Genomic DNA, 19698 nt, shown 5'->3' with positions numbered 1-19698 from the left:
AGGTGCTGGGTCTCGGTGCCTTCGCCAGCGGCTCGGCGCTGCTGCCGATGACCACCGCGATCATGGTGCTGATGGTGGTCGTGGCGCCTCGGCTCACCGCGCGGTTCGGCGTCAAGCCGATGGTGGTGACCGGGCTCGTCGTGCTCGCCGCCGGTCTGGGGTGGCTGGCCCTGGTGCGCCCGGACGGCAACTACTGGGTGGACGTGCTGCCCGCGTCGCTGCTGGCCGCGACCGGCATGGCGCTGGCGTTCATCCCCTCGCTCGGCACCGCCATCTCCAGCGCACGTCCGGAGGAAGGCGGCCTCGCGTCGGGCATCGTCAACACCAGCTACCAGATCGGGTCCGCGCTCGGCCTGGCCGCGATGACCGCGCTGGCCGCCTCGTTCGGAGCCGGTCAGCTCGGTGACGCGACCGCGATGACCACCGGTGTGTCCGCCGCGTTCATCGGTGCCGCCGGCATCGCGGTGGCGGGCGCGCTCATCGCGGCCGGGACGTTGCGCGGCAGCCGTGCGGCTGCCCGGGACGCCGAGCGCGAGCCTGCCGGCGTCTGATCATCCACCTCGGTTCGCCGCCCGCCTCACGAAGGCGGGCGGCGATGGTGTATTTGCGCGCGCCGCCCGCCCTCCGCGAGTTATCCGCACGAAGGGGGCCCACGATGGCTGGACCGGTCAGACGGAACATCGCTCACCTCACGACCGCCGAGCGGCAGGCGTTCATCGACGCCCTGCTGCAGGCCGACCTGCACGCCTTCCCCGGAGGAGTGTCCTACTGGGACAAGCAGGACGAAATCCACCAGTCGACGCACAACCACGGCGGCAACTCCTTCCTGCCGTGGCACCGCGAGCTCTGCAACCGGTTCGAGGCGTTGCTGCAGCAGTCGAACCCTGATGTCGCCCTGCACTACTGGGACTGGACGCAGGACCCGCGCGCCGCGTCCGACGGTCAGGGCGGCACCGTCGACCTCTCCTCCAGCACCCTCTACGGCACGATGAACGGAATGGTCGACGGACCGCTCGCCGCGCTGCACAACGGTGGCGTGCTCGCGGGCAGCCGCGAACAGACCGGAAACCCGGCCGATCCTCCCCAGTCCGTCGAGCGGGACGCGGGTCTCGGCGCACCGGGGATCGACTCCGACGCGGCGATCATCGGCAGCGCCGACGGCCTTCCCCAGGCCGAGCAGTGGGAAGCGTTCCGCAACGAGCTGGAGGGGTGGCACGGCAGCGCGCACGGTTACGTCGGCGGGGACATCGGTGGCCAGCACCAGGCGTTCGAGGATCCGTTCGTGTTCCTGTTGCACAGCAACGTGGACCGGTTGTTCGCGATGTGGCAGGCGCAGCCGGGGCAGGACTGGCGGCTCGATCCGGACCAGGTGTACGGCGACCAGTCGAACACCACCGGACCCGGCAGCATCCTGGACCCGATGCAGCCCTGGAACGGCACCGTCCAGTTCGGCGCGCCGCTCGACCCGTGGGTCGGCGCATCGCCCGCGGTCGAGAGCAAGAACTGCCGCCACCCGTCCGTGGTGCGCCCGCCCTGCTACGACACCCTCCCGCTGACCGTGGAACAGCTCTCGCCCGTGGCCGGCGACCCGATCCGGTTCCTCGACGTCATCGAGCACCTGCCGACCGCCCGCGCGCTGCGGCTGCGTGTCCGCGGCTGCACCGAGGTGACCGCCACCGCGTCGGTGACCGCCCCGTTCACCGTCCTGTCCGCCTCGGTCACCTCGCCGCACCCCAACGGCTTCGAGGCCACCGACCTGCTGGTCTGGGTGCTCTACACGCCAGGCGCGGAGGGCTCGTCGGACTCCGGGACGTTGACGGTCACGATCGACGAGACCGGTGACGTGTTCGTGGTCCCGGTGACCGCCACGGTGGTGGGGAACCCGACCGTGGCGACCTCACTGGTCCTGGACCGCTCCGGCAGCATGAGCCTCAGCTCCGGCCTGCTGGGCAAGACCCGCATGGACGTGCTGCACGACTCCGCGCCGCTGTTCGTCACGCTGCTCGACGACAACGACGCCATCGGCGTCGTCCGTTTCGACACCGACGCCGCCGAAGCCGCACCGGTCGCGGACGCCGGTCCCATGATCGGCGGAGCCGGCCGTCTCGCCGCGTCCACCGCGATCACCGGGACGCTCACCGACCCGAGCGGGCTCACCGCCATCGGCGACGGCCTGGAGAGCGCCGCCGCCCAGCTCGCACCGATCACGATGGACTACGACCACACGGCCACCGTGGTGTTCACCGACGGCCACGAAACAGCAGACAAGACCATCGCCGCCGCCGCGTCCTCCGTGCACAGCCGCGTCTTCGCCATCGGCCTCGGAACCGCCGACCAGCTCAACCCCGGCGCCCTGGCCGACATCGCCAACGGCACCGGCGGCTACCTCCTGCTCACCGGCAACCCCGGCGCGGACGACCAGCTCCTGCTGCAGAAGTACTTCGCCCAGGTGCTGGCCGGAGCGACGAACGCCGCCATCGTGGTCGACCCCGACGGCTTCGTCCCGGTCGGCGGCAAGGTCGTCGTCCCGTTCCTGCTCACCGCCGCCGACATCCGCGCGGACGTGCTGGTGCTCGGTGAGACGGCGCGGGCATTGCGCGTCGAGCTCATCGCACCGGACGGCTCCACCGCGAGCCCGGTGGAGGTCGTCGGCGAGGCCTACCGCGTGCTGCGGGTGGCAGGTCAGGCGGGGGAGTGGCAGGCGGTGCTGTCGGTGGAGGGGCGCGAGCTTGATGGCTGGATCACCGAACTGCGCGAGCGCCTCGCTGACCGCAAACGCGGCGGGCAGCTGTTCGAGCGGATCGTGACGGGAATCAAGGCGCACGGCGTGCCGTTCACGTTGTCGGTGCAGGCCCGCAGCGCACTGCGGCTCGGCGTGGCGCTGAGCCAGGGCTCGCGGCTGCCTGGCACTCCGGCGCTGCTGACGGCGACCTTGACGGACAGCGGGATCCCGTTGTCCTCCGCGGCCGTGAGTGCCGTGGTGACCGGTCCCAGCGGAGGCCAGGTGGTCATGCCGCTGTCCGGGCCTGGGATGTTCGCCGTCTCGATTCCCACCGCGGAGCCGGGGGTGTACCGGGTGCTGGTCCGGGCGAGAGGCGCGGATCTGCGCGGCACTGCGTTCACTCGCGAGGAGCTCCGCACTTTCGCCGTCTGGTCGCGCGGTGACCAGGCGCCTCCGCTGGTGATCGACCCCCGTCCCCGGCCCGGCCGCGATCTGGACGGCTGCGCGTTCCTGCTCTGCCTGCTGGAGAACGACGGCGTGCGCCGGCTCCTGGAACGGAACAAGATCGACCCCGACCGGGTCGCCGCCTGCGTCAAGTCCGCTTGTCGTTAGGTGACAGCGCCGATCGGCTGAACAGGCCACCGTGCTCGACGACGCGGTCGAGCACGGCGGCGTCCGTCGAGGCTCGAGAAAAGGCATCAGGCTCGCTTGCGCATTCCGATCTGCCATACATTGCAGTACCGTGCCCGGAAGGATGCCTCAAAGTAGGACAAGTAAAGATTCCACAGGCGGCAGAACCGTTCGTCGAATCCGAGCGTTTTTACCGTCGGCAGTGCCTCGGTAAACCGGTGTCGCCATTCCCTCAGGGTCTGCGCATAAGAGTCGCTCAGTCGTCGGGTTTCGGTGATCTCAAGCGTGGTGGACGATCGAACTATCCTGGAAATGGCCCGCAGGCTGGGAAGCTGCCCGCCCGGGAAGATATAGCGGTCAACCCAGCTGAAGTCGCGACGGGACGACGTCATCTTCCGGTGCGAAACGTGATCGCCTGAAGTGCGAACCAGCCTCCCGGCCGAAGGAGTCGATCCACCGTCTGAAAGTATTCTTCCCAGTACTCCGACCCGACTGCCTCGATCATCTCGACGCTGACGACGGAATCGTACGAGCCGGAATGTTCCCTATAGTCTTCCAGTCGAAAGCGTACGAGTTCGCCGATTCCACGCTCCTCCGAGTGCGTTGTCGCATGCTTCAGCTGGTTCGATGACAGCGTCAGCCCGACTACGTTCGCTTCGCGTTCGCTGGCTGCTCTGCATGCCAGAGCCCCAAACCCGCTACCGATGTCCAGCAGCCGGCTACCCGGTCCGACTCTGGCCAGGTCCAGGATCGCATCGATTTTGCGCCGCTGCGCCGTGGCCAAGTCGTCGCCCGGTTCAAACCAGGCCGACGAGTACGTCATGGACTCGTCGAGAAACAGCTCGAACAAGCGGGAGTCGAGATCGTAGTGTGCGCGAACATTGGACCTCGCACCCAGTCTGCTGTTGGCTTCAGATCTCGGCAACCCGAGCTGCCAGATAGCGCGAGCTTGATAGGTGAGTGCCGATTCCTTCTTCCTCAGCCAGCGTCCGTAGATCGCCAGCCAGGCCGCCAGTTCGTCGTAGGCGATCTGGTTGATCTCGGGTGAGGAACCGCTTGTCCAGGAATTCAGCAGGTGCGACTCACCGAAGCCCAGTGCGCCATCCGAACCCAAGCGGCTGAAGAAGGTTTCAGGATCGGAGATCAGTAGCGCCGGATCTCCGCCATGCTTGAACTGGCCATTGCCTCCGCCATGTCTCTCGCCATTGGGCAGAAGAACCGAGAGGGGCAGCTTGCGGACACTCCACAAGAACATGCGACGTGCCACGTAGGCCCGCAGAGGGTTTGCCCCGCGCGGCCGGAGGTGTGGCCAATCGAGATCTAACGCGTCAGCATGTTCGGTTCGTCGCATTCGCGGTCCTTTCACGCATCGGTTGACTAGGTGAACAAGATTCGAGCGAACTGGACGAGTGCGTACAGGCCAGGAAGGATCTTGATGGCGCTACCGACGAAGCTCGCTACCGGAATCCGGCGCCAGGTAGCCAGCTCTTGGCGTGCGAAGAACGCTTCCTCTGGTGTGAGAGTAGGTGGCGCGGTTCGGTCCGACAGCTCCTTGCGGAGCCGAACTCCGACCGCGCTGTGTGCCGCCAGGATGCGATGGATCGATGTCCAGATGATCGTCAGGTTCGACACGATTCCCAGCAAGGTGAAGGCTCCGGCAACGGCCAGCGTCCATTTTTCGTTCCGCAGCATGTCAAAGACCGAAACCATGGATATTCCGAAGTTGATGGTGGAAACGTAGACCAACATCAGTACGCCGGTGACGGGACTCCAGCCGTAGCTCTTGTCCTGCCATCGAGGGACGTAGTGAATCGGAAGATCCTCCGGTGTGGTTTTTCGAGTCGCCCACAGTACGAAGCCGAGTCGCAGGTACAGCCAACCGGCTCGTAAGGCGTACATCACACCGATCGAGCCAATGAAGACGCAGAGAGCCGCCAACAGCGGGTGATGGTGGTAGTTCGCCCACCAGGAGTCGCGTAGCTGCGCCGTGTTGGTCGATCCGTCGGCGGCGGTGGTCGCCAGCGTATTGAACAGGTCGCCCTCGCGGAGGTTCCTCCAATAGAGCCACGTCGTCATTGCGACCGAGGCACTGAAGATGCCGATCCACCGGACGGGGGACAGGTCGACGACCCGCTCGAGTCGTTCGATACCACCAGAGATCTTGGATGTCGACTCGTGCGAGTTGAGCAAAAGTCCGGTCGACTTCAGGGCGTTGAACAGTGAGGCGAGTCTTCGTCTGAGAAGTCGATAGGCAACAAACGCAAACGGGCTCGTGATCGACAGGATGATCATCGGTACGTCCGACAGGAAAGGAACAAACCGGCAGGTGGAATCCCGAGTCGGTTGAAAGAACAAGTTTGCGATGAAGTTGCTTGCGCTGTTACAGCCTGGAGCGTAGGCCACGCCGGCGAGCCACGCTGCGGTGAGTACGCCGCAGAAGCAGAGTACCGGTATGAAGAAAAGTAGAAAAATTTCCCGCTTGCCACTTACGTTGCCGGTCGCCGAGAGGGGGTCCAACCGTCTCGCGAACTCGACTGTCAGGCTCAGGCCGCGCCGAAAGGATGCCCAGGATCTGGACATGGCACCTGTGATGGATGTGTGTCGTGCATCTGGAACCTTGCCTTCCGCTGAAGGCTGAACTTCAATCTTGTCCTGCACCTGCTCGGATTCCATGAGGCGTCCCGGTGTCTCTGATATCTCGATGTGCTCTTACGTCCAAAGGCCAAGTGACTTCAGTACGGGTACCGGACGCTCCAGATGCAACAGATGTCCTGCGTCCTCCACTGTGGTGCAGTGCGCACCGGGTTGGCATCTTAGAAATCTCTTCATATCCTTCTGTGGAACAAGGTTGTCTTTATCGGCAAAAACGGCCCATATCGGGCAGGATATCTTTGACCACTGCTCGTCGGCTTCGTATCCATCGCCATTTGCGGCGGTAAGGATCAAGCCGCGAGGGTTACTCTGCTGGCAGAGGTTCTTTACTATGGAGTCCCTCAAGGCTGAGGGGTGGGTGACGAAAGGGGCCAGGAGTGCACGTGCAAACCCAATGCGGTAGCTGAGCGCGAGCAAACTGGTCTGCAGCCTGCCGGCTCGGGCGAGCAGATACTGGGCGCCGAAAGTCGCCGCGACAATCGGATCGTGTCCGAAGCTGAGGAGCGGATGTTGGATGCTGGTCAAAATTGAGAAGTAGGGGCCCGCGATAAGGTGAATCGAGGTGATGCGGTCAGACCGCCGGCTCGCCATGTCGAGAGTCAGGAAACCGCCCATCGAGTGGCCGACGACTCTGACGCTCGAATAGCCGAGCGTTGCCACTACCGAAAGAATGGTGTCGCCGACGTCGGCTATGTCGAGCTTGTCGAGACGGTTGTCGGAATCGCCGAATCCCGGCATATTGATGAATATTTGATCGTGCGTGCGGAAGCCGCAGGCGGCCTCGGCCCTGATCATGGGTGTCCAGGTGGTCCAGTCGGCGCCCACCCCGTGAATGTAGAGGGTGGCCGAATCCGAATTCTGGGTCTTGCTCACCCTGGCTCTGATGGATCCATAGTGGGTGGGGACGCTGCGGGCTTCCAGTCCGAAGGTGTCTTCGCGTGAGACGATGTCAAATGGACAGTAGTCCACGTCAGCTCCTTTCCTGAGCTGGCCACGAGAGTTGATCGTCCGTAGCGTATCGATCCTTGCGGCGCCAATGGAAAGCCTGGCTGATCGGCGTCCGGCAGGCCCTAATGCTCCTCTGAGTGTGGAATCCTCTGGTATTTCGGGTTCGCTTGGTTCCGTATTTTTCGGGTGTTCTGGTAGTGCTCATATCGCAGTTTCTTGCGGTCCGTTACGGCCCGCGGTCCGCAGGCCCACGCAGCCCGAGCTGGTCTCTTCGTCGACGCTGCCGTGGGCTCCGTGGCACCGGTGGTTCGGGCACGACGGCCGCGTGACCGCCAGTCCCGTCACGTACACGGTCACCGGAGTGCTTTCTGTATCAGTCCGATTTCCGCAATGTTTCCGCTGGGTAAGCCGCTCACAGTTTGCTCACAGAAAACGCACAGGAATGTTGTTTTGACACTCGTCAAAACTGGCAATTTCCATGGCTTTCCATCGAGCGGCTCGAATACTTACGCTCTGCGAACGAGTTGAGGGCGCTGTTGTCCTGAGTGAAGCCGAACAAGTGACGGGTACGCGTCCCGCCCCTGCAGACCTGCGTGGGCGCGCCATTCGTCACTGTCCGAGAATGGAAAACCCTGATGCAACAGTCACGAAACGTCCGGTTCCTGGTCGGAGTCGGAATTGTGAGCACCGTCGCTGTTTCCCTGCTGACCGTGCCCGCTCAGGCCGCGGAAGGCGAAATCCGTTCCGCCGACGCCGCCGAAAAGGTGCCGGGCAGCTACGTCGTGAAGCTGAAGGACACGCCGGCATCGGTGTCGGCCACCGAAGCCACCGCGAACGCCGTGGCGGCCCGCAACGGCGGTGGCGTCGACCGCGTGTTCGGCACCGCACTGCGCGGTTTCACGGTGAAGCTGTCCGAGCGGCAGGCCAAGCGCCTCGCCGCCGACCCCGCGGTCGAGTACGTCGAGCAGGACCAGGTCTTCCGCGCCGGCACCACCCAGAGCAACCCGCCGTCGTGGGGGCTGGACCGGATCGACCAGGCGTCGCGTCCGCTGAGCGGTTCCTACAACTACACCTCGACCGGCAGCGGCGTGAACGTGTACGTGATCGACACCGGCGTGCGGATCAGCCATTCCACCTTCGGTGGCAGGGCGAGGAACGGCTACGACTTCGTTGACGGTGACGCGGTCGCGCAGGACGGCAACGGTCACGGCACCCACGTGGCGGGCACCATCGCCGGCAGCACCTACGGTGTCGCGAAGGCGGCCACCGTGTACGGGGTTCGCGTGCTCGACGACGACGGCAGCGGCACGACCGCCGGTGTCGTCGCGGGCATCGACTGGGTGACCGCGAACGCGATCAAGCCCGCGGTGGCGAACATGAGCCTGGGCGGCGGCGCGTCGAGCACCATCGACGCCGCCGTGAACCGCTCGATCGCCGCCGGCGTGACCTACGCGGTCGCCGCCGGCAACAGCAACGCCAACGCGTCGAGTTACTCCCCGGCCCGTGTCGCCGCCGCGATCACGGTGGGCGCTACGACCAGCACCGACGCGCGTGCCAGCTACTCGAACTACGGTTCGGTGCTGGACATCTTCGCACCCGGTTCCTCGATCACGTCGGCCTGGAGCACCAGCGACACCGCGACGAGCACCATCAGCGGCACGTCGATGGCGGCCCCGCACGTGGCGGGCGTGGTTGCCCGGTACCTGCAGAACAACCGGTCGGCAACGCCCGCCCAGGTGTCGAGCGCGCTGACCTCGGGCGCGACCACGGGCAAGGTCACCGGTGCCGGGTCGGGCTCACCGAACCGTTTGTTGTACCTGGCTCCGAGCGCCTGATCTGATCCGGAAGGGGAATCTTCGCGGCGCTTCGGCGATGCGAAGACTCCCCTTCCGGGTTGCCGAACGAAGTCGTCACCAGCTGTCGGCGTGCCTTCTGAGCGGCGCGACGAGATCCGGGTGATCGCCCCTGTCTGCGCGGTGCAGCAGCCGGGCGGCCACGTAGAACTGGGCGGGCAGTCCGGCGTCGGTCGTGTCGCGCACTCGCTCAACGGTCTGCGGTACGAGAAGGCTGTAGTTGAGCAGGGTGGCCGCGTCCGTTCCTGCTGGACCGCGGCCCCACGATTCCCTGTCCAGCAGACCGAACTTCGGGCCCATCAGGTTCGCCCAGTGCAGATCGCCGTGCACCGTTTCCCATTCGCGCACAACGGGGTTCACCCAGTTCCCGAACTGCTGCTGTATCCGGCCGGTGACCTAGGCTTGGTCGGCGTTGACGTGGTCGACTCGCTCGTTCTGCGTAGTTCGGCCCACCACTCGTCTGAGATTTTCGTGCATCCACACCCGGAACTGCGCGTCGGCCTTGCTGAGATGCGAGCTCAGCGTGTTCCTTCAGCTTGGGCGCATCGAGCATCCTTCGCTGCTCGTCTTACTGCTTGGAATGACTCCAAGCGAGATGGCGCAAGGTCATTGCGCCCTTCGGGTGCAGCCAGCGAGTGCCCGCGGTGACGCCGCCTCGTCGACCTGCGGGTTTCGGCCGGCCGGCGCTGGCCGCCGAAAATTGTCGGTGCTCGGCGCTAACGTCTCTCCTGCGCCGCCGGACCGGCGGATCGACTCGCTCGGGGGCAGGGAGAGGGATCGTTGTCAGACTGGGAAAGTGCGAGCACGGCGCGGGTGTTGCCACCCGCACGCCCGCGCAAGCTCGCCAAGGTGCCGTTCGTCGAGTTGGCTGACGGGCGGTTGCAGGGGGTGGTGTCCAGTGGGTCGGACATCGAGCGGGTGTATGTCTCTTCGGTCGCCGCGGGCAGTTACGAGTTTGCCTGCAGCACCAACAACAACCGGCCGTGTGGTGGTGCGCGGGGGTCGTTCTGCAACCACATCTTCGCCCTCATCACGGAGGCGGTGCTGCAGTACGGGGTGGAACGGGTGGCGCGGTACCTGCGAGTGGACGCCGCGGACATGGACGCGCAGGCCATCTACGCGCTCATGATGGGCGCGCGGCCGTCGCAGGCGGACAGTGCCGCCGCGGCACAGGTGTTCAGTCGCTTTCTGCGTCATCTGGCCTATGTGGAGCTTCCCGCGACGACTGACCCGCTGCCGGAGATGCAGTGGTTCCCGCCGACCAGGGTGGTGGTGTGATGCGCGCCGATCTGCTGGCAGATCCCGTCGACGGGCTTGACGAGGTGCTGGTGGCCGTCGCCGGCGTTGATCAGGCGCTGGCCGCCGGGCTGTTGCGGCCGCAGCCTGCCCAGGTCGCCGGGCTGGCCGCGTTGGCCGACGCGGTGACTGGGTCCCCGCTGAGTGCCAGGGTTGCGGAGGCCGTGGAGAAGGCGGCGGCCGGCGCTGCGGGCGAGGAACACTTCCTTTCCCTTGCGGCGGCTCGGACCGCGCTGCTCGGGTCGGTGCACGACGCGCTGATGGTGCGGGTCGAGCAGGCTACCGGACGGGCTCAGGGCGGCTCGAGCGTGCCGGTGCCGGGCGGGGGTCAGGCCGAGAACCTGGTGCTGGCGGCTCGGTCCTGGCTGGCCGACCTGGCTCGAGCCGGCTGGCAGGGCATCGACCACGACCTGGTCTCCGGTGCCGAACCGGTGATCTCCGCGCTGCTGCCCGAACCTCGGCTGCGCAGGCTGGCCGCGCTGCTGGACGGGTTCGCGGCCGAGTTGGCCGCCTCGTGCCCCGGGTCCGCCCTGGAGCGGATTCCGTTGCGCCGCTGGGGAGATCTGTGGTCACGCGCGATGCTGCTGACGTTGCCCGGTGCGACGGAGGCTCCTGCGAGCACGGTGACCGGGCGGCTGCTGCCGCTGGGAGTGGACCTGCACGAGCACGCGACCGCCGCGCAGGCCCAGGTGCACGCGGTGTTCGAGCCGGTTGGCGGCACGCCCTTCCTGGTGCGCGCCAGCGTGTCCGCGCCGAAGCCGGACACGATCATCGGTGCCGGGATCTGGCAGTTGCTGCGGCCGCACCTGTCGTTGCTGACGGCCGTCAGCGAGGGCAGGTCCATGGACCTCACCGACATGCCGATCACCGGCGAGGGTGACCTGGTGTGGCGCGACGAGCACGCGAGGCTCGGTGAGCCGGCCGATCCGTTCGTCACCGCGCGGGTCGTCCTGCCGGCCGCGAGCGCTCTGCCGACGGCGCCGCTGGACCGGCACCCGGCGCGCATCGCCGTGCCCGTGTTCCTGGAGGGCCACAGCGCCGAGCAGCCGGGGGAGACGCTGACCTTCTCCCTCGCCGGGCAGCCTGTCGCCGTGGACACCGACCGGGTGCCGGCCGCCGGGCCGCTCACGCCGGAAGCGGTGGCGACGTCGAACGCGTGCATCGGCCTGTTGCGCTGGGAGGCGGGCATGTTCCGGGTTCAGCCGCTCGCCGTCGAGACCACCGCGCGCAAGAAGGTCGTGGCCCTGCACGCCGGTGCGTGGGCCGGTGGCGCGGTGGACAAGGCGGGTGTCAAGGCGGAGAAGGCCGCGACCGACGCCGCGACGGTGCTGCGCGAGCGTGCCGGAAGGTTGTTGCGCAGATGACCGACGCACAGGAGAACCGCCGGCAGGTCCTCTACTGGCGGTTGCTGTCCCGGCTGTTCGACCACGAGGAACAGTCCACTTTGGAGTCGGCGAGCTTGGCCGTGCTGCAGGACATCGGCTTGCCGCCCGCACTGCTGGACCCGCAGGCCGGTGTCGATTCGATCGTGCAGCGCCACCCTGGGCTCGCCGCCGAGTTCGACGGCGTGATGGTTCCCGAGACTGGGGACGAACGGGACAAGGCGGCCGAGGTGCGGCGGGCCGCGCTGGTGTCGAAGGTGCTGCTGAACGTCTTCGCCACCGGGTCCGGCACCGTCACCGCCGGGCAGCTGTCCCGGTGGCAGGCCGACGCGGGCTGGCTGGAACGTGCGCTGGGCTGCCGGCCGGGGCAACTGCGTGGTGGTGGCCGGCAGGCCGGCCAGACCGGCACCGGGACGGGCTCCGGCACGCCGGACCTGAGCAACCTGATCCCGCGGATCGGTCCTGAACTCGGGGCCCTGGAAGCGGATCTGGTCAAGCGCATGCACCTGCGCGAGGTGCTCGCGGACCCGGCGCTCGCCGCCCAGCTCACGCCGAGCATGTCGCTGATCGAGCAGCTGTTGCGGGACAAGGACAACCTCTCCGGGGTGGCGCTGGCCAACGCCAAGTCGCTGATCCGCCGCTTCGTGGATGAGGTGGCCGAGGTGCTGCGCACGCAGGTGGAGAAGGCCTCGGCCGGCGCGCTGGACCGGTCGGTGCCGCCGAAGCGGGTGTTCCGCAACCTCGACCTCGACCGCACGATCTGGAAGAACCTGACGAACTGGAGCCCGGAGGAGGAACGGCTCTACGTCGACCGCCTCTACTACCGGCACACCGCCCGCAAGACCACACCGCAGCGGTTGATCGCGGTGGTGGACCAGTCCGGCTCCATGGTCGACTCGATGGTCAACTGCACCATCCTGGCCTCGATCTTCGCCGGGCTGCCCAAGGTGGACGTGCACCTGATCGCCTACGACACCAGGGCGCTGGACCTGACCCCGTGGGTCGCGGACCCGTTCGAGACCTTGCTGCGCACCCAACTCGGTGGCGGTACCGACGGCACGGTGGCGATGGCGCTGACCCAGCCGAAGATCGCCGAGCCGCGCAACACCGTGGTGGTGTGGATCTCCGACTTCTACGAGAGCCACTGCGAGCAGCTCTACGACTCGATGGCGGCGATCCACCGCTCCGGGGCCAAGTTCATCCCGGTCGGCTCGGTGACGAGCTCCGGCCGCGGCAGCGTGAACCCGTGGTTCCGCGAGCGGTTCAAGGACCTGGGCACGCCGGTGATCTCCGGCCACATCCGCAAGCTCGTCCACGAGCTGAAGACCTTCCTCACCATCTGACTTCTGTCCCTGCCGACTTCCCCGAAAGGCACCACGAAGACATGTCCGACCTGTTGCGCGCCCCCGCCGAGCTCAAGTACGCCGAGGAACTGGACTGGCTGGAGTCCGTCGACGACAACCCCAAGCCGTTCTCCTGGCGGTTGTCGCCGAAGATGATCCGGCTGTTCGTCCTGGGCGCCGAGCGGTCCGACGGCCTGGACCGGGAGATCGCGCAGAAGTGGTTCGGCGACCGCAGCATCGTCGAACGCGCCATCGTGACGCTGGCGTCCGACCGCGGTCTGCTGCTCATCGGCGACCCCGGCACCGGCAAGAGCTGGCTGGCCGAACTGCTGGCCGCCGCCATCTCCCGCAACTCCACCCAGGTGGTGCAGGGCACCGCCGGCACCACCGAGGACCACATCAAGTACTCGTGGAACGTGTCGATGGTGATCGCCAAGGGGCAGTCCCGCGAGTCGATGATCCCGTCGCCGATCATGAACGCGATGGAGTCCGGCACCATCGGCCGGTTCGAGGAACTGACCCGCTCCACCAGCGACGTCCAGGACGCGCTGATCTCCATCCTGTCCGAGAAGTACGTCTCGGTGCCGGAGCTGGACACCGACAACATCGTCTTCGCCCAGCCCGGTTTCTCGATCATCGCCACCGCGAACAGCCGCGACCGCGGCGTCAACGACCTGTCCTCGGCGCTGAAGCGGCGGTTCAACTTCGTGCGCATCCCGGTGGTGACGAACAAGAAGAGCGAGGCCGAGATCGTCCGGTTCCGGACAGAGGAACTGCTGCGCCGGCACCAGATCGAGCTGGACGTGCCGCCGACCCTGCTGGACGTGCTGCTGCGCAGCTTCGCCGACCTGCGCGCGGCATCGGCGGCGGCGGGCAGCGACGACGAGAAGCTGGAGTCCGCGTTGTCCACCGCGGAGCAGATCGGTGTGCTGGAGGACGCCATCCTGCACAGCAACTTCTTCGGCGAGCGGGAGCTGACCGCGCGCTCGCTCGGCTCCTCGCTGGTGGGGTCGCTGTCACGGCGGGCGCCAGAGGACCTGGCGATCATGAACAAGTACCTGCACGGCGTGGTCGAGCCGCGGGGCAAGGACGAGGGCGGGCTGTGGCCGGAGTTCCTGGCCGGCGGCCGCGACACGATCGCCACCCTCTCGTGAGCTTCGAGTCGCTGCGCACGCAGCTGCAGCAGGCCGCGACGACCTTCGCCGACGGACCCGGTGCCCTGGAGGGCATCCTGCTCGGCATGGTCGACGACGTGGACCGCGCGGTCTCCGAACCGCTGGAGATCTTCCCGGTCTGCCACCACTCCCCGGCCTCCGCGGTGGCCATGGCCCGCCGGTTGCGGGACAAGCAGCCCAAGGTGATCTACCTGGAGCTCTGCGAGGACATGGCGCCGCTGCTCACCGAGCTGCGCAACTGCCGTCTTCCCGTTGCGGTGCAGGCGTTCTCCAGCGAGGTCGACGGGTTCCCGGCCGAGTGGGCGCCGCTGTCGGTGGTCGCGCCGATCACCGAGGCGTCCGCGGAGTACCAGGCGATCGCCTACGCGCTGGACACACCGGGGGTCGAGCTGGTCCTGGTGGACCGTTCCTCGGACCACGTGTTCCAGTGGCAGCCACCGGAGACCAGACCGGCGGACGAGGACGCACTGCACGGCGACGCGGTCGGCGTGGAGATCGGTGATCTGCGGCCGCGCTTCGCCGAGCTGGAGGAGTACCTGCTGCACCACGGCAAGGTGCGGCACTGGTCGGAGTGGTGGCACCAGTACGTCGAGCTCCCGCTCGGCGACAGCGACCACGACACCTACCGCCAGGTGATGTTCCTGATCGGCAGCCTGTTCCGGCGGCTCGCCCCCGGCGATCCGCGCCGGGTACGGGTCGACGAGGACCGTGAGCGGTACATGTGGACGCGGATGCGCGAGCACCTGGCCGTCAGCGGTGCGGACCCGGCGGACTGCCTGTACGTCTGTGGCGCCTTCCACGCGGCCAGCCGGGTCGCGGAGTTCGGCGTCGACGGCAGCGACGGCTTCGTGATCAGCCCGCGCAGCGCGACGGTGTGGCAGCACGGCCTGATCCCGTCGAGCCACGCGGCGATCGAGGCGCAGTTCGGCCTCGCGGCGGGCTCGGTGTCGATCGCGGCCACCGAGTGGGCGAAGAACCTGCGGCGCACCAGGGTGACCCCGTGCCAGCTCGCCGGGCAGGCCGGTGGGAAGAAGGCCCGCAAGCCCGCGGCGCTGCCCGGTCCGGGCCCGGAACTCGCCGCGGCCGACCAGCTTTCCGGCTTCCTGCGCCGTTCGCCGGTGCTGGACCGGCTCGACGAGGCCGAGCTGCTCGGCTGGTCCGTGGAGATCGTGCGCGCGGCCCGCCGCAACGGCTATCTGGCCTCCACCGCCGACGCCATCGCGGTCTTCGAGACCTCGATCCTGCTGGCGGGCATGCGTGACCGGGCCCGGCCGACGCCGTACGACTTCCAGGACGCCGCTGTCACCTGCATCGAGAAGGACGTCGTCCCCGGACGCCGGGACGTCGGGCGCCTGGTCGAGATCATGATGGGCGGGGACCGCATCGGCCAGGTCGGCTACGACGCGCTGCCACCCCTGGCCCGCGACGTGCACGACCGCCTCGCCCCGCTCGACCTCAAGCTCCAGCAGCGCGGCGTACAGCGCGCCTTGCTCGACATCGCCTCCCGGCCGGAGCTCGAACCCTGCTCGAACCTGCTGTGGATGCTGCGCTACCTGCTGCCACGCGGCGCCGCCCGTCCGATCATGGGCGAGCGGAAGCTGGGCGAACGCCCGATCCAGGAGTCGTGGGACCTCGCCCTCGGCACCCACCAGCGGGCCCTCATCGAACTGGGCTACGAGGGCGTCAGCGTCGAACAGGTCGTGGAACAACGCCTCCGCCGCAGCGCCTACGACCCGCAGGCCACCACGGCGAGCGTCCTCGAAGCCGTCGAGGACGCCGTCCGCTACCTGCACAGCCCACGCCTGGCGGGCGACCTGGGCACCCGAGCGCTGGAGGTGCTGGCCGGCGAACGCACGGTGGACGGCGCGCCGGAGGTCCTGCGCCGGTCCCGCCGCCTGCTCGCCTACTACCGCACGAACGAACCCGTTCTACCGCAATGGATCGAGTCCTTCGTCCGCACCGGCTACGCCCACTACTGCACCCTGCTGCCGACGGCGTTCACCGACGAGGAAGCAGGCGTCGACCAGGTGGCCGCCATGCTCGGCTTCCTGTTCAGCATGGAGTCCCTGGCCCTGTCCCTGGGCTGCGACCGTACCCAGCTGGAACTCGCGGTGGCCCAGTCCCACCCGGAAGAGCCGGCGAAGGTGGCCCTGCTGTGGGCCGCCCGGGTCCACCTCGGCCGCCTGTCCCGGGCCGAACTGCGCGTCCGGTGCGACGACCTGCTGGGCAACCCGCTGTCGCTGCCGAGCTATCCGCGCTACCTGAGCGGTTTCGTGCACGCCCTCGACCCGGTGCCGAGCCTGGTGGACTTCGTGGTGGAGACGATGTCCAACGCGTTCGCTCACCTGCCGGACCCGCTGCTGCTGCCGTGGCTGCCCACCCTGATCAGCACCCTGCGTTCCCGTGGCGCGCAGTTCGTCCCGCTGCTCATCCGGGAGGCAGGCCGGCTGTTCCCCGGCCGGCTCCCCGCGCTCGACGAGTGGGTCCCGCCCTGGCTCGACCAGCCCGCACCGCTCGCGGCGCGCACGACGTCCGGAACCGGCCTCGCACTGCTGGCCGCTCATCCGGCGACCTGTGACGCGGTGGCGGACCTGCTGGGCTGCGGGGGTTCCTGGCAGGCCGCGCCGGGCGGGGCGGTGCTGCTGAGCCGTCATCCGGACACCGCGGTGGCACTGGAGGCGCTGCTGGCCACCTGATTCGGTTGTCGGAGCGCGCCACCGGAGCGTCGTCATGCTCCACTGTGGACGGGTGGGTGGGCAGGCGACCGGCGCGTCGTCAGGCACCGCTGTGGACGGGTTGGTGGGCGAGCGACCAGCGCGTCGTGAGGCACCGCTGTGGACGGGTTGGTGAGCGGACGACCGGAGCGTCGTCAGGCACCACTGTGGACGGTGGGTGAGCGGGCGACCTGTGCCCGAGTTCACGGCCGGGTTCGAGCGGGAAGGCCGGCCGTTGCGGCTGGCCTTCGTGGACGGTGTGCCTTCGCGGGTGGCTCCGCCAGCGTGGCGCGCTCGTACACGGCCATCGCCTCCTTCGCCAGCCGGCTTCGTGAGTACCGGCCCAGCACGCGGTCGCGGGCGGCGATGCCGAACTGCTCCCGTCGCGTTTCGTCGGCCAGCAACGCTTTCAGCGACTGCGCCAGCCGTCGGCCGTCCTGCGGCTGGACCAGCAGGCCGGTCACGTCCGGCAGCACGATGTCGCTCAGCGCACCGACCGCCGTGGCCACCACCGGGACACCGCAGGCCATCGCCTCAAGTGCCGCGGTGCCGTACCTTTCGACGGCCGGTGCGCACACCGCGACGTCGGCTGACCTCAACATCGCCGGCCGGTCGGTGCGCGGAACCGCGTTCGCGTCCACCAGCTCGATATGATCCACAGTGGACACGACGGCATCCAGTGCCAGAGAGCTGGTACCCGAAGCCAGTTCTCCGGCAACCGCGACGCGCATTCGTCCATCGTGGACGGCGGCCGGACCTTCCGGGTCGAAGAAATCCGAGTTCACACCGCTGGGAACCACGGACACCTGGGTGCGCCGCACGCCCACCTGCCACAGCTGCGCCGCTTCCGCGGAACTCGTCGCCGTGATCCACGCCGCCCGGCGCGCGATTAGCGCCTCGGCGTCGGAGCGCTGTTCCACCTCGGTCTCGCCGAACCCGTGATAGGAGTGCACCACCGGAATCCGAAAGCGATGCGCGCCGATTACCGATACCAGCCCGGACGTCCAGTGATGCGAGTGCACCACGTCCGGAGGTCGCGTCTGCCACTGCTCGGCGAGAAACTCGGCGAAATCACCGAGATGGCCTACGACCTCGTTCTCCGCGAGTGCGCGCGCCGGTCCGGCGGGAACACGCACGATGTCGTAACCGTCGTCGGAGCAGAGAGCTGTCGGTGACGTGGAATCGTCACGCCGGGTGTAGACGACCAGCTCATGTCCCGAAGCGCTCAATCCCGCGCACAGCTCCGCGACGTGCGCGGCCTGCGCCGCGCTTTCAGGGTGTGGGCCTGCCTGTACTGACACCATCGCTATTCGCATTCGCCCGGCCGCATCCTCGGTCTCCAGCGCGACTCCGAGCTGCCGGCTCAACTCGACCAAACTCCGGTGGAATAGAGCGACCGTATTGCTTCTCGGCGCCGGCGACAAGGGTGCGCACTCCTGCGCTGTGCACCCGTGCGCTGGTCCAGAGCCAGGTGACGGGCGCGTGCCACCGCTTCGGAGGTTCGCTCGATGCGAGACGAAGCGCTGTTCAAGCGTGGTAGCGAGCCCGCCGGGGCAAGGGCCCTGCTGATCACTGGGCCGAGACTCGGGCGCCGGGCGGGCGGGCATTCACCCCATAGCAGGATGCGGACGTGGAATACGCGGATTCTGCCCTGCTCATCCGATGAGATTGTTCTAAACATCAATATTGGAGCATCACCCGATGGTGTGATGCGCGGCTGCGGTGTTCACACCATCGCGTGATTGCTAATTTGGTCTTCTCCGATTGTTTGGATACGGTCCTGTCGGACTTCCGGCTGGCATGTTGCCGAAGCAAACCTTTTGTTGACAGGTCAAACAAGGAGATTTCTGTGCTGAAGAAGGCAGGGGCGGCCGTCGCTATCGCGGGCGCATTCCTCGGTTTTGGTTCCACCGCGCTGGCCGATTCCCCTGAGCTGGACATCACGGACCAGGTCGGCGTTGCCGACCTGAACGACTCCGAGGTCGTCAGCGATCTGAACGCCTGCTTCATCGACGTCAACGTCATCGCGGTGCCGGTGCTGTCGGACAACGACAGCGGCCTGTGCGCCAACCCCGACGACAAGTGACGTAAGGCGGCGCACGCTGCGGCGGCGCGCCGTTCTTTCGTGGGGAGCGGAGTTCGGCACAGGGTGCCGGCTCCGTTCCTCTCTTTGTTGCACGTGCAGATCAACGACTGGCTCTTAGGAGAAATCGTCATGCTGAAGAAGGCATTTGCCGTGGCCGCTCTTGGCGCGGGTTTTCTGATGATGGGCACGCCCGCTTTCGCGACTCAGGGCGGCGCGATGGATGACATGATGGATCTCGCCACGAAGTACGAGCACGACCACCAGGTCGGCCTCGTGAACATGGAAGACTCCGAGCTGCTCAGCGACATCAACGTCTGCCACGTGGACGTGAACGTCATCGCGGTGCCGCTCTTCTCCAACAACGACAGCGGACCGTGCACGAACCCCGATCTCGACATCGAGCACCACCACCACCACCACGGGGACGACTCGGACCGCTGACTCGCGGCACATCACGTGAAGTCGGCGACGAACTGGCTCCTACCGGTTGATCACTTCGGGGGCCGGTACGCCTGACGCGGCCCGCACGTGGTGTTGATGGTCTGGACAACCTGTATCTCGCGAAGCGCCCGGCTGCCACTGGCAGCAGGGCGCTTCGTGCGTATCCGATTGTTGTTGCGCCACAAGGGTTTCCGGGTAATGCCGGGATCACCCGTTCTAGCGGTTTAGGCCCGTTTTTTTCTGATCTGTGATCTCGCCTCATCACCATTGTGCGCATGACCAGGACACCGATCTTCGACGAGCTCTACGCCAAGTACGTGGACACACCCGCGAGAGGTGCGCAAGTTCCGCAGTGGCCAGGTGAAACCGACGACGTGCTGCCCGCCTGCGGCAGCGCCGTGACCGGTTCGCTCGATCCGGCCGGTCCGCCGAGCCATCGACGTCCGATGTAGCGGG

The 19698-nt window shown here is 67.3% G+C and carries 16 protein-coding genes; 11 read left to right on the top strand and 5 right to left on the bottom strand.

Going from position 1 to position 19698, the window contains the following annotated elements; all coding sequences use genetic code 11:
* Both BLR21_RS30860 and BLR21_RS30855 read left to right on the top strand, forming a co-directional pair.
* Positions 1–551, top strand: a 551-nt coding sequence (locus BLR21_RS30860) for an MFS transporter (protein WP_143027935.1), incomplete at its 5' end; no start/stop codon positions are given.
* A gap of 104 nt (positions 552–655) precedes the next feature.
* Positions 656–3334, top strand: a complete 2679-nt coding sequence (locus tag BLR21_RS30855; RefSeq protein ID WP_176929872.1) for a tyrosinase family protein — start codon at positions 656–658, stop codon at positions 3332–3334.
* 406 nt (positions 3335–3740) lie between these two features.
* On the opposite strand, the gene BLR21_RS30845 is transcribed toward BLR21_RS30855, so the two are convergent.
* The 3 genes from BLR21_RS30845 to BLR21_RS30835 are packed head-to-tail and all read right to left on the bottom strand — an operon-like array spanning position 3741 to position 6973.
* Positions 3741–4703, bottom strand: coding sequence for an SAM-dependent methyltransferase (locus BLR21_RS30845; protein WP_090011495.1), 963 nt, complete (start codon positions 4701–4703; stop codon positions 3741–3743).
* A 26-nt stretch (positions 4704–4729) separates the two neighbouring features.
* Positions 4730–6025 (bottom strand): hypothetical protein, encoded by a 1296-nt coding sequence (locus BLR21_RS30840; RefSeq protein WP_143027934.1) that lies wholly within the window; start codon positions 6023–6025, stop codon positions 4730–4732.
* A gap of 36 nt (positions 6026–6061) precedes the next feature.
* Positions 6062–6973, bottom strand: coding sequence for an alpha/beta fold hydrolase (locus BLR21_RS30835; protein ID WP_090011492.1), 912 nt, complete (start codon positions 6971–6973; stop codon positions 6062–6064).
* A gap of 614 nt (positions 6974–7587) precedes the next feature.
* Here BLR21_RS30835 and BLR21_RS30830 point away from each other — a divergent pair.
* Positions 7588–8787 carry a S8 family peptidase gene (locus tag BLR21_RS30830; RefSeq protein ID WP_090011490.1) on the top strand — a complete coding sequence of 400 codons (1200 nt, stop codon included), beginning with the start codon at positions 7588–7590 and terminating at the stop codon, positions 8785–8787.
* A gap of 75 nt (positions 8788–8862) precedes the next feature.
* Here the strand turns inward: BLR21_RS30830 and BLR21_RS30825 are convergent, their stop codons facing one another.
* Positions 8863–9153, bottom strand: a complete 291-nt coding sequence (locus BLR21_RS30825; RefSeq protein ID WP_090011488.1) for a hypothetical protein — start codon at positions 9151–9153, stop codon at positions 8863–8865.
* A gap of 432 nt (positions 9154–9585) precedes the next feature.
* On the opposite strand from BLR21_RS30825, the gene BLR21_RS30820 reads away from it, so the two are divergent.
* From BLR21_RS30820 to BLR21_RS44455, 5 genes are read left to right on the top strand one after another with little or no spacing between them, the layout of a single operon-like run.
* Positions 9586–10083, top strand: a complete 498-nt coding sequence (locus tag BLR21_RS30820) for a hypothetical protein (RefSeq protein ID WP_090011486.1) — start codon at positions 9586–9588, stop codon at positions 10081–10083.
* Entirely contained in the window at positions 10053–11465 is a 1413-nt protein-coding gene (locus BLR21_RS30815; protein WP_090011484.1) for a hypothetical protein, read from the top strand. The genes BLR21_RS30820 and BLR21_RS30815 overlap by 31 nt, the downstream gene beginning before the upstream one ends.
* Positions 11462–12826 (top strand): VWA domain-containing protein, encoded by a 1365-nt coding sequence (locus tag BLR21_RS30810; protein ID WP_090011482.1) that lies wholly within the window; start codon positions 11462–11464, stop codon positions 12824–12826. Before BLR21_RS30815 ends, BLR21_RS30810 begins: the two co-directional genes overlap by 4 nt.
* A gap of 41 nt (positions 12827–12867) precedes the next feature.
* Complete coding sequence (locus BLR21_RS30805; protein ID WP_030475730.1) at positions 12868–13980, top strand: ATP-binding protein; 1113 nt, start codon at positions 12868–12870, stop codon at positions 13978–13980.
* Entirely contained in the window at positions 13977–16697 is a 2721-nt protein-coding gene (locus BLR21_RS44455) for a DUF5682 family protein (protein ID WP_090011480.1), read from the top strand. Before BLR21_RS30805 ends, BLR21_RS44455 begins: the two co-directional genes overlap by 4 nt.
* Positions 16698–16918: 221 nt before the next feature.
* Here BLR21_RS44455 and BLR21_RS30795 read toward each other — a convergent pair whose 3' ends face one another.
* On the bottom strand, positions 16919–18082 hold the full coding sequence (locus BLR21_RS30795; RefSeq protein WP_176929870.1) for a glycosyltransferase: 1164 nt from the start codon (positions 18080–18082) through the stop codon (positions 16919–16921).
* 482 nt (positions 18083–18564) lie between these two features.
* Here BLR21_RS30795 and BLR21_RS30790 point away from each other — a divergent pair, with 482 nt between their 5' ends.
* The 3 genes from BLR21_RS30790 (at position 18565) to BLR21_RS42830 (ending at position 19694) form a co-directional block, all read left to right on the top strand.
* Positions 18565–18801, top strand: a complete 237-nt coding sequence (locus BLR21_RS30790) for a hypothetical protein (protein ID WP_090011476.1) — start codon at positions 18565–18567, stop codon at positions 18799–18801.
* A 129-nt stretch (positions 18802–18930) separates the two neighbouring features.
* Positions 18931–19242 carry a hypothetical protein gene (locus BLR21_RS30785; protein WP_090011474.1) on the top strand — a complete coding sequence of 104 codons (312 nt, stop codon included), beginning with the start codon at positions 18931–18933 and terminating at the stop codon, positions 19240–19242.
* Between the two features lie 275 nt (positions 19243–19517).
* Positions 19518–19694, top strand: a complete 177-nt coding sequence (locus tag BLR21_RS42830; protein ID WP_176929869.1) for a hypothetical protein — start codon at positions 19518–19520, stop codon at positions 19692–19694.
* Positions 19695–19698: the final 4 nt, after the last annotated feature.

The organism is Lentzea albidocapillata subsp. violacea, assembly GCF_900100275.1.
Lineage (GTDB): Bacteria > Actinomycetota > Actinomycetes > Mycobacteriales > Pseudonocardiaceae > Lentzea > Lentzea violacea.
The sequence above is the reverse complement of the archived record's forward strand: the minus strand, read 5'-3'. Positions and strand labels throughout refer to the sequence as shown.